The 12,992-nt window shown below is 63.3% G+C and carries 12 protein-coding genes; 5 read left to right on the top strand and 7 right to left on the bottom strand.

Annotated features, from left to right (window positions below):
- The first annotated feature begins 134 nt into the window (after positions 1–134).
- Positions 135–374: a hypothetical protein gene (locus tag ACFFBG_RS00600; RefSeq protein WP_375474566.1), complete on the top strand. Its 240-nt coding sequence runs from the start codon at positions 135–137 to the stop codon at positions 372–374.
- Positions 375–854: 480 nt separating this feature from the next.
- Here ACFFBG_RS00600 and ACFFBG_RS00595 read toward each other — a convergent pair whose 3' ends face one another.
- The 5 genes from ACFFBG_RS00595 to ACFFBG_RS00575 all read right to left on the bottom strand — a co-directional run bounded on the left by ACFFBG_RS00595 (position 855) and on the right by ACFFBG_RS00575 (position 9,682).
- Positions 855–1,220, bottom strand: coding sequence for a hypothetical protein (locus ACFFBG_RS00595; RefSeq protein ID WP_375474564.1), 366 nt, complete (start codon positions 1,218–1,220; stop codon positions 855–857).
- 556 nt (positions 1,221–1,776) lie between these two features.
- Entirely contained in the window at positions 1,777–2,742 is a 966-nt protein-coding gene (locus tag ACFFBG_RS00590) for an RHS repeat-associated core domain-containing protein (protein ID WP_375474562.1), read from the bottom strand.
- A gap of 877 nt (positions 2,743–3,619) precedes the next feature.
- Positions 3,620–4,090 (bottom strand): hypothetical protein, encoded by a 471-nt coding sequence (locus tag ACFFBG_RS00585; RefSeq protein WP_375474560.1) that lies wholly within the window; start codon positions 4,088–4,090, stop codon positions 3,620–3,622.
- A gap of 1,165 nt (positions 4,091–5,255) precedes the next feature.
- Positions 5,256–5,960 carry an RHS repeat-associated core domain-containing protein gene (locus ACFFBG_RS00580; protein ID WP_375474558.1) on the bottom strand — a complete coding sequence of 235 codons (705 nt, stop codon included), beginning with the start codon at positions 5,958–5,960 and terminating at the stop codon, positions 5,256–5,258.
- Positions 5,961–6,748: 788 nt separating this feature from the next.
- The gene (locus ACFFBG_RS00575; protein WP_375474556.1) at positions 6,749–9,682 is read right to left on the bottom strand and encodes an RHS repeat domain-containing protein; all 2,934 of its coding nucleotides are present in this window, start codon (positions 9,680–9,682) and stop codon (positions 6,749–6,751) included.
- Between the two features lie 43 nt (positions 9,683–9,725).
- Here ACFFBG_RS00575 and ACFFBG_RS00570 point away from each other — a divergent pair, with 43 nt between their 5' ends.
- Positions 9,726–9,953, top strand: coding sequence for a hypothetical protein (locus ACFFBG_RS00570; RefSeq protein ID WP_375474554.1), 228 nt, complete (start codon positions 9,726–9,728; stop codon positions 9,951–9,953).
- Positions 9,954–10,171: 218 nt separating this feature from the next.
- On the opposite strand, the gene ACFFBG_RS00565 is transcribed toward ACFFBG_RS00570, so the two are convergent.
- Both ACFFBG_RS00565 and ACFFBG_RS00560 read right to left on the bottom strand, forming a co-directional pair.
- Positions 10,172–10,411 (bottom strand): barstar family protein, encoded by a 240-nt coding sequence (locus tag ACFFBG_RS00565; protein ID WP_375474552.1) that lies wholly within the window; start codon positions 10,409–10,411, stop codon positions 10,172–10,174.
- Complete coding sequence (locus ACFFBG_RS00560; RefSeq protein WP_375474550.1) at positions 10,408–10,800, bottom strand: ribonuclease domain-containing protein; 393 nt, start codon at positions 10,798–10,800, stop codon at positions 10,408–10,410. The genes ACFFBG_RS00565 and ACFFBG_RS00560 overlap by 4 nt, the downstream gene beginning before the upstream one ends.
- Positions 10,801–10,859: 59 nt before the next feature.
- Here ACFFBG_RS00560 and ACFFBG_RS00555 point away from each other — a divergent pair, with 59 nt between their 5' ends.
- From ACFFBG_RS00555 to ACFFBG_RS00545, 3 genes are read left to right on the top strand one after another with little or no spacing between them, the layout of a single operon-like run.
- Positions 10,860–11,606, top strand: a complete 747-nt coding sequence (locus tag ACFFBG_RS00555; protein ID WP_375474548.1) for a dienelactone hydrolase family protein — start codon at positions 10,860–10,862, stop codon at positions 11,604–11,606.
- 2 nt (positions 11,607–11,608) lie between these two features.
- Positions 11,609–11,875 carry a DUF6295 family protein gene (locus ACFFBG_RS00550; RefSeq protein WP_375474546.1) on the top strand — a complete coding sequence of 89 codons (267 nt, stop codon included), beginning with the start codon at positions 11,609–11,611 and terminating at the stop codon, positions 11,873–11,875.
- A 34-nt stretch (positions 11,876–11,909) separates the two neighbouring features.
- Complete coding sequence (locus ACFFBG_RS00545) at positions 11,910–12,878, top strand: zinc-binding dehydrogenase (RefSeq protein WP_375474544.1); 969 nt, start codon at positions 11,910–11,912, stop codon at positions 12,876–12,878.
- Positions 12,879–12,992: the final 114 nt, after the last annotated feature.

Here is a 12,992-nt window from a genome sequence, read left to right as displayed (position 1 = left end):
CCTTACATCCTGCCGTATCTCGCGGAGGAAGCAGCCCCCTCAAGCTATCGAAACGGTAGCCATCAATCTCGAGCCGCAACCACTTCGCCAACAAAGCACGTAGTATTACCTCTAAAAGGAAAGTACGGGCGGCGGTGGCAAATCTGACGCCGTGGGGCGGTCGCTCGCCGGCAGCGCGCAGGCTTATATTGCTTGCAATGTTCTTGTTAGCTTGGGGGCCCGGCGTCGTGGTCGGTGTCATCCTGTATTTCGCCACTGGCCATTTCTATGCCGGCGTTCTGGCATTCGCGATTCTCTGTCTGGTGATGACGATCGTGCTCGGCGCGATCGGCGCGATCCTGAAGAAGAGGCGCGAGCGTCGTGTGCGCTCCTAAGTTAGATATAGTCCAGTCGCTCAAATTACGGCGCACTTCGAGTCGAACTGGGTCAAGGTCGGTATGGGCACCGTCTGCTGATGCTGCTTTCGCTTCGGTCTTTGCAGCGAGGTAGACATCGCGCGGAGTTCAAATGTCTGGAGGAAAGTGCAGGATCCTAGAATCAGTCGAAGGCGCTAATCTGCTAGTGCTAGCAATACGATTCCTCCGGCGGCGAGAAGAAGCGCAAACCATAGGCCACGACTGAGCACGTCGAGCATACGTTCTTGGTGCTGTACGCCTCGCTCCTCGGCTTCATTGCGCTCACGCGGAGTTCTAGTCGAACCAAAAGCCTGAGCAATACCGTGACGATGCAGCAGCTGCTCAATCGCCCAGGCAATTGCCCACGCTCCTCCTACGACGAGTAAGGCAAAACCTAGCAGATGCATGTGCCGATCCCATTGGTGCCGAAGGATCGCACTGCAATCTTTATGAGGACGGTCAACTGCTCCCGACCTCATCTCTGGCGAATATCGATGTCGATCCTATGACGCCGCCGGTACCAATATCGGCAGATCCGACTATTGCCTCGGCACCAGTCGCGGCGGCCGCAATTTCTCCGACGCCTGTGGAGATAGCTAGGGCTCCAACTGCCACCCCAACGGCAGCCAATGCGCCGCCAAGAATGTCGCTGAAAATACCTCGGCCGGATGGGTCGGTGTTGTTGATGGGGTTGTCGGCGGCGTAGGCGTAGCGGTTGGCGTTGTTGGGGTCGAGGGGTGCGTTGAGTGCGTTGAGTGCGTCTTGTTGGGTCCAGTTGCCGGTGGTGGTGGGAATCGCGGTCTGCTGGCCGATCCGGGCGAGCACATCGTCACTTCGGGCGGCCGAGGCCGCCCGCGTACCATAATTCTATGGACGACGAGTCGGACAAGGTGCCGACCTATGACCCAAACCGTTCTTCGATATGGCCGACCTACCCGCCTGGTACTCGTCTGCCAGTCCGCAAAATCAGGCCGTGGCTAGACTGGCTAGCTCTCACACTCCTTTTGATGTTGCTGGCAGGCTTCGGATTTCTTATTTTTTGGTTTGTAGAGACAATGCGCTCGCGTCAGTAGCTACTTCGCTCTGGGTGCGACATCTTCTGCTAGAAGGTATCGACCCCACCGGGCTCCGGTAATAAGCGGTGTGGACGTGTTATTGGCTGTTCCAGTTATAATCGCTCCTTTCGTGCCATCCGTGGCAGGACTTGCCGACATTTCGACGGAGACCTATCAGCGGTTATTTCTAGAGAATTCCGTTACCAGCAGCGTAACGAGGCGCGGGGGCCATACCTTGGCAGCGGAGATTCCCTTACAGCGCCAAGTACCTGGGGGCAGGTTGCTTATTGCTTCGAGACCTGTGACTTTCGTGCCGACGCCCCTTGTCATCTTTCTGCCCTACCTTGAATTCTAGTTGTTGCACGGAGGGCAAGTGTCATATTCAGTACCAAGAAGCACCCCATCACGACCGCTACAATCCAACGAGCAAGCAATAGTGAGACAATCACCAGCGCCGCGAATACGATCATCAGGGCGATGAAAGTTTTCCGTTGTCGCGCCAACGATATTTGCATCTTCCTCCTCGCTAGCAGAATAGCGCGCACCCGATTGCCGCAAATCCAGCCGCAACCAAGCCCACGCCGGTCGCAGCTGCGGCCACTGTTCCAAATAGTGGTTGCCGCGGATGCGGCACCGCCAATAAGAACACTGCCGCCTTCCAAGCCTCCCGACCCGCCGAACGCGAGAAATCCACGCGCATAATTGGGTAGGTCGTCACTGTCATCGCGCCCGGTTGGGTCGGTGTTGTTGATGGGGTTGTCGGCGGCGTAGGCGTAGCGGTTGGCGTTGGCGGGGTCTAGGGGTGCGTTGAGGGCGTCTTGTTGGGTCCAGTTGCCGGTGGCGGTGCTGTAGACGCGTTGGCCGAATTTGATTTCGCCGGTGTTGCGGTCTTGGATTCCTTCGCCGAACAGGTAGGGGGTTTCGGACCAGGCGCCGTTGTCTCCGCCGCTGTCGGTGCGGGTGGCCGCGCCGTAGGGGTCGTATCGGAGTGCGACGGCGGTGGTGTTGAAGTCGGTGGACATAGCGATGGGGTTGCCGATGGCGTCGGTGAGGTAGAGGCAGCTGACTCCGCTGGTGGTCTGCAGGATGATCTGCTCCCTCGTCCATATCGGTGCCGGCGTAGGTGTAGGTGCTGGTGGTGGATCCCAGGTGACGGTCCACTGCTGCCTTGCCGCGTTGAACGTCGCCATCCGGGTCGGGCCGGCGGTGAGGTTCCCGGCGCCGTCGTAGTCGGAGGGAGATCTGGTTGCAGTTGTGTAGTAGACCTCTACTTTGAGTAGGTATCTGGACACCGCGCTGCTTGACCTGATGATGGCCTGCGACGCGCAGGGGCGCTGGGCCGAGGGTGACGCTTACGTCGAGCGGATCATGGAGAATCACGACGCAGAGGTCCGAGGAGGATCTACCTCCGCGTACTTCCAGATCCTCGATCGCCGATTTCGACAGTGGACCCAGCCAATCGCCAAAAAGAGGAAGGTGATCGTTTCGTCAGCTTCGGGCCGCGTTTACTATGATTCGGATTCCGACTCCGACTATCAGGAGACCACTTAAGCGGAGAAGTAAGCGCCGCACAGGCCCTGCGTCACCTGTAGTTCGAGTCATCCGCCGCCGCTGTACCAGCTTCCATTGAATAGCAGGTCGCTCCGCGAAAAGTAAGCCGGCCAGGATAAGAGCCGAGCCGACGCCATAGCCGATGAATGAAGCTGCGCGTTCTGGCACGATGCTAAACCGTACAAGTAAACATTGGATTAACAGCGGCTGCGATCATTTACCAGCACTCTTACGTTTCACTACTCTCACGTTTCACTACTCTCACGACAGTCACCGCACCAACTACGAGCAGCGCGAGGATGACAAGAATCAGCAGCACCGCCGGTGCGCCTGTGACGTGGAAGCTGGCCGACTCGAACATTGGTCCTCCTCTTGATTTCGAAATGAATTCCGGGCTATGTTTCTAAGTGTAGCCTGTGCAATGGGCTAGCCGTCACTTGCGTTTATTGCGCACGACCAGAAATACGCCTCCGACGACGACAAGAACGGAGATGGCTACTGTGAGGGGCACACTCTTGATGCCGGACGAGGGATTCGCAAACGGCTGAATAAGGTGAACGACTGTATAAATCATATGCTGCGGGCCCGGCGACCAAATATCGCTCGGTCCCAACCTCCTCAAGGATCCGGTGGGTGGTCTGGCGGCCGTTCAGCTCCTTTCATCCGGCCTTTGAGATTTCTGCAAGTGCTGGAGATCTGGTTGCCGTTGTTGAACGTCAACGACTGGCTCGAGGGTGCGGACCCGGTCACCGCGGCGGTCTTGCGGTTGCCGGTGGCATCGTAGGTGTAGGTGAACGTGCGGGGGTTCGACCCCCCGGTCACCACGTCCTTCGTCAGCCGGTTCGAGGTGTCGTAGGTGTAGGTGTTCGTCTCTCCGGACACGGTGTCCTTGGTCCACTGGATGGTGTTGCGGTCGTTGCTGGTGGCGGTCGAGCAGGACGGCGCGGTCGAGTTCGCGGCGTAGCAGACCGTCTCGTTGAGCGCGTTGGTCGGTCCGGACGCGGGGCCGATCTGGCCGAGCACGCTGGTCATCCGCCCGGAGTTGTCGTAGCCGAAATGTTCGTGCGCGGCACACGCTCCTGCGATCACGACGGCGCAGAGAACCTTCGTGATCGCCAGCGGCGCCGTGCCCGCGCAGCATCTACACCACCACCGTGCGTGTCACCCACCAACGCTCAAGATCGCGACTTTGCCGACCCCCTGAACGGGCAGGGGTTTCGGTCCCGCGAACAGACGACCGCCGCAAAAGCCGAGCACCATTGGTATCGGTTGCCGAGCAAGCTTATCGAATCTGCAGAACTTCGCCGACCATTCCTCCGGATATCAGTTTGATACTGACGTCGTGCGGGCTGGTGCTAATCGCTCGTAGGGTAATTGCAAAATTACTGATATGTAAGTGGCGCGGCTGGTAACACGTCTCGATTACGTGGCACCGGTTTTGCAGGGCCTAAGACACCTCCCGGCCAGGCTCTTCTATTACATGTCAGAGAACTGGGTTCACCTCGGCGCCTGACGGCCGCAAGATGGTTTAGTGCAGGTCGTCAATCAGTCGGTCCATCGACGACGTCGTCTTCTTTCGATCCAGAATTTCCGGCTAGCCACCTCCACCCCTTGCGAGATAGCGCCGAATATATCAGGCCGAGGTCGCCGAACAACATGAGGCCTGCGAAGAATGTCACCTGCCTATGAGCTCCATCAAGGTGGAGCAATGTACCGTCGAACACGCCAAAAATGCTTACGATAAGTGCGGCCAAGAGGAAGAACCCGAAACGCCGTGGGGTCCACTTGTTGCTTGCTGACTCTTGCACTGTGGAACCCCCTATCTACGGGCCACTGGTCCGGTCCAGACGACGAATCTTTCGTCTTAGACGATATCGAACTCCCGCGCCCGAAGCGAGGAGAATCAAGAAGCCGACACAGATCGAGATGGCGATCAAACCTCCGGCCGTGCCAATATTGTTGTTCGCGAAAAGTCTAATAATGAGTACGAGCCAGAATAGCCAGCAAGCTTTGCCGCCTAATATTTGCAACTTGGATCGCCTCGACGCACCTGGCATTCGAGCAACCTCTGCAGCGACATCGCGGTCTGACGGTTCTAGTGATCCTCCCTTCCACATCATCTTGACGAGTCTAGCTTTGTCGTCCTCGTTCCGGCTGATTCCCATCGTGCCGTCCACTCTTGCGGCTTGTCGTCAGTTTCCGCCGCTATAGTCTGGCGCGAGGTCCTCCGCGAACCCCCCAGCGCCGCACCCGACTATATTCGCGAAAAGACCGCCCACTGGCCCAAGCGTCGACGTTGCAAATTCACCCGCGCCAGACTCCTCGACGCTGACCACGCCACCCAGGCATCCAATCCCTCCGCCCACCGAGTTGTCTTCGTCGTCCTCATCGCCAAAGAACTCGACGATGCAGCTGTTCGATGGATTGCTTGAGAATAACGAACACTTCCCGAAGGATCTGAATTGTTGATGGGGTTGTCGGCGGCGTAGGCGTAGCGGTTGGCGTTGTTGGGGTCTAGGGGTGCGTTGAGGGCGTCTTGTTGGGTCCAGTTGCCGGTGGCGGTGCTGTAGACGCGTTGGCCGAATTTGATTTCGCCGGTGTTGCGGTCTTGGATTCCTTCGCCGAACAGGTAGGGGGTTTCGGACCAGGCGCCGTTGTCTCCGCCGCTGTCGGTGCGGGTGGCCGCCCCGTAGGGGTCGTATCGGAGTGCGACGGCGGTGGTGTTGAAGTCGGTGGACATGGCGATGGGGTTGCCGATGGCGTCGGTGAGGTAGAGGCAGCTGACTCCGCCGGCGGTTTGGAGCAGGATGGGCTCGCCGGAGGGGTCGTGCAGGATGTATCCGACGCCGGTGCCGGCTTGCACGGAGTCGATCACGGGGATGCCGTTCTTGTCGGGGATGCCGTAGGACAGGGTGTAGTTGTGGCCGGCCTGGTTGGTCGCCGACAGCACGTCGCTCATGTTGGTCCCGGCGCAGCCTTGAACGTGGCGGTGCGGGGTCAGGCATGCCGAGGTCCTTCAGACCGCAATTGTGGCTCTACCTCGGTGGAAAGTACGGCCGCACTTAGCTTAGAACAACTTCCTAGTCATAGCGTTCTTCCCAACTCGAGAAGGCAAACTCATCGGTACTTTTGGCTGCATCGGCGCATGCCGTGACTGCTGGCTGGCCTGATGACAGCGAAACCGCGGCACCCGCAGCGCAGGCACGCCCTCGCCCTTTCCGATTCAGCTGCAATCCTAAACGTCTGAATTTCCTGATTCAGCCAGCTTTTCGAGTAGAGCATCAGCGTCACGTACCGTTATCACATATGCCCCCCCAATGAACTTTATAGCGACTTGGCGACGAAATGCGGCACCGAAACCTCGCTGCTTCACGGCCCGAGGTCCCGGCTTTAGTACCTCTACATCAATAACGTCGCTCCGCGGTATCTCCCACTCCTTTCCCCACGTCACGGAATCGAGCCGATTTGGCAGGAAGATGATGCGTCGGTCGCTCACGTGCAGACGTCCGCCAACCACCCGGACGCCCTGAAATCCGTTGGCAGCAGCTTGGTAGACCAACCGCTCGCCAACGGCGAGCCGAACTGAACGAAACCACCAACCCATGGTTCTTCGGCACCCCTAGTCTTTCCTAGCCCGCCGACGACGACGCCAGTTGATCAGGCTTGTCGACCCAACAACGATCACAAAGACCGTAACGAAAATGACGACACTTTGTGCCCACATTCGACGAGCTTCCTTTTCCTCGTCTAGTCCGCTGGATCGCCGTTTGCCGCGTCGCCTACGGCCGTGGCTACTGTGCCCACTACTCCAGCGCAAGCCACCGTGCCCAGCCCACTCGTAATTCCGGTGCAAGCGAGGGCTCCCACGGCACCAACGAAAATGCCCACGATTTCACCAAAACTGAACTGGCCAGTCGCGTCGGTGTTGTTGATTGGGTTGTCGGCGGCGTAGGCGTAGCGGTTGGCGTTGTTGGGGTCTAGGGGTGCGTTGAGGGCGTCTTGTTGGGTCCAGTTGCCGGTGGCGGTGCTGTAGACGCGTTGGCCGAATTTGATTTCGCCGGTGTTGCGGTCTTGGATTCCTTCGCCGAACAGGTAGGGGGTTTCGGACCAGGCGCCGTTGTCTCCGCCGCTGTCGGTGCGGGTGGCCGCCCCGTAGGGGTCGTATCGGAGTGCGACGGCGGTGGTGTTGAAGTCGGTGGACATGGCGATGGGGTTGCCGATGGCGTCGGTGAGGTAGAGGCAGCTGACTCCGCCGGCGGTTTGGAGCAGGATGGGCTCGCCGGAGGGGTCGTGCAGGACGTAGCCGACGCCGGTGCCGGCTTGCACGGAGTCGATCACCGGGATCCCGTTCTTGTCGGGCATCCCGTAGGACAGGGTGTAGTTGCGGCCGGCCTGGTTGGTCGCCGACAGCACCTCGTTCATGTTGGTGCCGGCGTAGGTGTAGGTGCTGGTCGTCCCGCCGTAGCCGCTGCTGGTGGTGGCGCTGGTTTGCTGCCCGGCGGCGTTGAACACCGCCGACCGGACCGGGCTGGCGGTCAGGTTCCCGGCCGCGTCGTAGCTGTAGCCGGTGGTGGAGATCTGGTTGCCGTTGTTGTAGTTCAACGACTGGCTCGAGGGTGCGGACCCGGTCACCGCGGCGGTCTTGCGGTTGCCGGTGGCATCGTAGGTGTAGGTGAACGTGCGGGGGTTCGACCCCCCGGTCACCACGTCCTTCGTCAGCCGGTTCGAGGTGTCGTAGGTGTAGGTGTTCGTCTCTCCGGACACGGTGTCCTTGGTCCACTGGATGGTGTTGCGGTCGTTGCTGGTGGCGGTCGAGCAGGACGGCGCGGTCGAGTTCGCGGCGTAGCAGACCGTCTCGTTGAGCGCGTTGGTCGGTCCGGACGCGGGGCCGATCTGGCCGAGCACGCTGGTCATCCGCCCGGAGTTGTCGTAGCCCAAGTGTTCGTGCGCGGCCCACGCGGTGTTCCCGGCGTTGGTCTGCATCCACGCGTCCGTGCGCCGGCCGTTGGCGTCGTTGGCGAAGTTGGTGGTGCTGGTCGTGCCGTCCTGCGGATAGGTCATCGAGGTCAGCAGATGCGCGTTGTCGTAACCGTAGCTCGTGGTGCCCAGCCCGTCGGTCTCCGTCGCGAGCGCCCCCGCCAGGTCGTAGGCATAGGCGACCGAGTGGGTGTTCGCGGTGTTCGCGACCGAGGTCAGGTGGCCGAGGTCGTCGTAGGTGTAGGTGGTGGTGCCGTTGGCGTCGACCCGCTGGGTGACGTGGCCGTCCGGGTTGTAGGTGTAGTCGACCTCGTGGGTGCCGTCGGAATACTGCACCTTGGTGATCCGGTCGGCCTTGTCATAGGTGTAGGTGATCGTGTCGCCCGCCCCGTCCGTGGCCGTCGCCAGCCGGCCGAACCCGTCCCACGTGTAGGAGCGGTTGCCCAGGCTGGTGCCCGACGGCGGGGTGATCTGGGTCAGGTCCCCATCGCTGTTGCCGTAGGTATAAGTCGTCTGCACGCCGGCGGCCGCGCCAGGCGGGGCCGAGTCCATCGGCGTGCCATTGGCGTTGTAGTCGACCTTCGCGCTCGGCCCCGACGTGCCCTGCGCGGTGCCGCTCTGGTTGCCGTTCGTGTCATAGGTGTAGTTCAGCGAGTTGCTGGCGTCGTCGGTCGTCGAGGACGGCAGATACGCCTTGCCGCCGGTGTTGCTGTAAGCCGCGGAATCGGCCGCGCCGCCCGGGAACGCGACCTTCGTCAACGACTCGCCGCCGTTCGAGCCATAGGTGTATGACGTCGAGCCGCCCGAGGCCGGCGTCGTCGAGGCGATATTCGCGATCGTGGTGTACGTCTTGCTGCGAGTGTTGCCGTCCGGGTCCTGCGCGGTGTGCACCCGCTGCGAGGTCGCGCTGTCCAGGTTGTAGGTCGTGTGCGGCACCGACGCGACCGCCGTGCTCTGGCTCGTCGTGGGATCCGCGACCAAGGTCTGCGTCGTAGTCGGGTAGGTCAACCTGGTCGTCGACGTCCCCGCCCCGCCGTCGACCGGCGGGTTCGTCTGCGCAACCGAGGACACCTCGCCGCTCGTGAATCCCAGTGTCGTCACCTCGTTCATCGGGTTCGTGATCGACACGACCTGCCCGGTGTCGGTGCCGTAACCGCTGGAAAACGACGTGACCCCGCCGGTCGCGTCCGTCACCGAGGCGAGATGGCCGTTCGGCGAATACCCGAATGTCACGGTGCGGCTCAAGGTCCCCGACGTCTGCGTCAACGACGAAATCTTCGAGCCGCTCATCGTGATGTTCACCGAACGCCCGGCGGTCGGACCGCGGGTCGCGGTGATCTTCTGCGGGTAACCGGTCGAGGAGTTGTAGTAATAGTTCGTGGTGTTGTGGTTGCGATCGGTGACGGTCGACAGCTGCCCGGAGGGGTTGAAAACCAAGACCTCCTGGGAACGGTGGTCGGTCAGCGTGTACTGCGGCGCGCTGCCTGTCAGATCCGCCTGGAATTGCGGCGGCGCAATGAAATTACTCCCGCTTTTCGCGAACACGCCGGAAAGCCCGCCCGGGCCGTAGAACGTGACGCTGTTGTCGGCGTTCGTGACCATCCGCTCGTCGAAACCCGAGATCGCCCATCCGGAGCCGGCGCCCCCGGTGACCGCCGACGGCGTCGACGTGCCCCACACGCTCGAGTTGTAGGACAACGTCACCGGCACATCCTGCCCAATCCCCGGCAACGTCAACAACTGATCAGTGAACAACGCGTTCCCGCTGCCCACATCCACCGACAACGACGCCGTCCCAGAAATCGCAAACGGCAACCGCGTCGCGCTCTTCCGCGACCCCGCCGCCGGCGTCGGATTCGACGTCGTAGCACCCGCCGGCGACGCCGCGAACGTCACCGCCGCACCGAAAGACAACACCCCCGCCGCCGCAGCAACAAACGCAACACAGCGACGCGAACGAAGACGCGCCGAATAAACCCACCGAACCATAAAAAGCCCCACCTCAAATACGCAGACTGCTCGGCGAACAGCCGCAAAAACGCCCGAGACATTCACCCGAGCGGCGTCAGCTCTGAGCCCCAGCGCGGTCATGCACGGTCGCCATTGCCGAGGTTGAGTTGGCTACGTTCAGCGACTCAACACGCATCTCTGGATCAGCGCAAGCAAAAGATTTGGCCTTTCCTAAGCGACGTCTCAGAGTGGCTCGAGAGGCGAAATTGGGCGCGGACCTCGGGCCGTCTCCGCGGCCGTCCGGCGCAGCACCGCGACGACCCGCTCGTCGGCCGGCAGGCGCACCGGCACGGGACCCTCCGGCAGCCAGGACAGGTCGCGCAGCACGTCGGCGAGGGCGTCCAAATTCTCGGCCGCCCAGGCGGGGGCATTTACCTGGGCGTAGACGGCGCGGATCGACGCCGCCTGCTCGGGGGTCGTCATCCGTCGACCTTGACGCGCTCGAAGGTCTCGTAGTGGTCGGCCGTCCAGTAGAACTGGCCGCCGGCGCCGGTGATGATCCGGCGGGCGCCGCGGTCCGGCGAACCGGGCGTCGGCACCGTGTACTCGTGGTAGTAGCCGGCGCGCTCGCCGGGCAGCCGGTGCTCGTCGTTGTGGAACACCACCCCGTCGTCGCGCGGGTACGGGAACGGGCCGCCCTGCCGGATCAGGTCCACGGTCGTCGCCACCTGCGGCGGCAGCGACGACAGCCGCACAGTGTGGATGGCGGGTTGACCGGAGCTGCCCGCGTGCACCGCGTAGCCGACCGCGAGGGCGGCGACCAACGCGACCAACGCCACCAAAGGGCGGCGGGCTCGCCGGACGCTGCGCACGTCCGCCACGGTAGAAGACCCGCTGCGCGGCCGTCCGTGGCGAGTGCTTCGATCACGGTATGGGCGACACGCTGCACGCGACAACGATTCGCATCGAGGGCAACGACGGGGACGAGATCGAGGCCTATCTCGCGCAACCCGACGACGTCGAGGGATCGCGCGGCGGCGTCGTGGTGATCCACCACCTGCCCGGCTACGACCGCGCCACGAAGGAAATCGTGCGGCGCTTCGCCGAGCTGGGCTACGACGCGATCTGCCCGAACCTGTACTGGCGGCTGGCGCCCGGCGCCGCGCCGGACGACGCGGCGGCGTTCGCCCGCGCGCAGGGCGGCGTGCCGGACGCGCAGCTGGTCGGCGACGTGGCCGGCGCAGCGGCGCACCTGCGCCGGTTGGCGACGAGCAACGGCAAGATCGGCGTGATCGGCTACTGCTCCGGCGGGCGGCAGAGCGTGCTCGCCGCGTGCAACCTCGAGCTGCAGGCCGCCGTCGACTGCTACGGCGCGTTCGTCACCGGAACACCGCCGGAAGGTTTTCCGCTCAAGGTGACCAACCTCGTCGACCAGCTGCCGAATCTCCGCGCGCCCTTGCTCGGCCTGTTCGGCAATGAGGACAAGTTCCCGTCCCCGGAGCACATCGACGAGCTGGCGCACCTGCTCGACGGCCACGGCAAGGAGTACGAGTTCCACCGCTACGCCGACGCCGGGCACGCGTTCTTCTCGACCGACCGGCCGTCCTACCGGGTCGAGGCCGCGGTCGACGGCTGGGAGCGGATCACCGAGTTCTACGCCGCGAAGCTGGGGAGCTGACGATGTGCACCTACGCCACCGTGACCGCGCCGATGACCGGCAGCGCCAAGGGCCCGAACGGCGCGTGGTTCCGGGTCACCGACGCCACCGTCTACTTCGACCACCCGGTGCACGCGCCGGCCGAGCACAGCCTCAACATCGACCTCGCGGCCCCGGCGCGAGGCCCGTCGGCGCGGGTCGCCGTCGAGCTCACCGCCGAGTCCGCGCGCGAACTGGTCGCCGCGATCCAGGCGGCGCTTGCCAGCGCGCCGGCCGAGATGACGGTCTGAGCCCGGCGGGCGCGGACGGCTAGGGTCGCGATTCATGAGAGCCGTCTACGCCGAGTCGTTCGATCCCGACGAGCCGCTGGCCGGTCTGGTGGTCGGCGAACGGCCCGAGCCGACGCCGCCGCAGGGCTGGACCCGGGTCGCGGTCAAGGCGGCGAGCCTGAACCACCACGACCTGTGGACGCTGCGCGGGGTCGGCATCAAGGCCGAGCAGCTGCCGATGATCCTCGGCTGCGACGCCGCCGGGATCGACGAGTCCACCGGGGACGAGGTCGTCGTGCACGCGGTGATCAACGCGCCGGGTTGGACCGGCGACGACACCGTGGACCCCGGCCGCTCGCTGCTGTCGGAGAAGCACCAGGGCTCGCTGGCCGAGTACGTGATCGTGCCGAAGCGCAATGTCGTGCCGAAGCCCGCCGACCTGTCATTCGCCGAGGCCGCCTGCCTGTCGACGGCGTGGCTCACCGCCTACCGAATGCTGTTCACGAAGTCCGGGCTGCGGCCGGGTCAGTCGGTGCTGGTGCAGGGCGCGACCGGCGGGGTGGCGACCGCGTGCATCTCGATGGCGCGCGCGGCCGGCTTTCGCGTCTACGCGACGGCACGGACCGAGGACAAGCGGCAACGCGCGCTCGAACTCGGCGCGCACGAGGCGTTCGCCTCCGGCGCGCGGCTGCCCGAGCGGGTGGATGCGGTGATGGAGACCGTCGGCGCCGCCACCTACGCGCACTCGGCGAAGTCGCTCAAGCCAGGCGGGCGAATCGTCATTTCCGGTGCGACGTCCGGGCCGAACCCGCCGGCGGACCTGAACCGCTTCTTCTTCCTGCAGCTGGAGCTGATCGGCTCGACGATGGGGACGAAGGCCGAGCTGGCGGATCTGATCTCGTTTCTGCACACGACGGGGCTCCGGCCCACGATCGACCGGACGATCCCGCTGGCGGAGGCCGCCGACGGGCTGGCCGCGATGGCGGCCGGCGACCTCGTCGGCAAGATCGTCCTCGAACTCTAGCTATGCCTGACAGCGACGCGATGATCTCGGCCGGACCACCCGGATTCGCCGGCTGAGGCCGAGATCATCGCCGGTCGGCGACCGCGGAGCCGCACGCTGTGGACACAATGCCGC

The sequence above is a fragment of the uncultured Jatrophihabitans sp. genome (assembly GCF_964251945.1).
In the GTDB taxonomy this organism is placed as follows: Bacteria; Actinomycetota; Actinomycetes; order Mycobacteriales; family Jatrophihabitantaceae; genus Jatrophihabitans.
The sequence above is the reverse complement of the archived record's forward strand: the minus strand, read 5'-3'. Positions and strand labels throughout refer to the sequence as shown.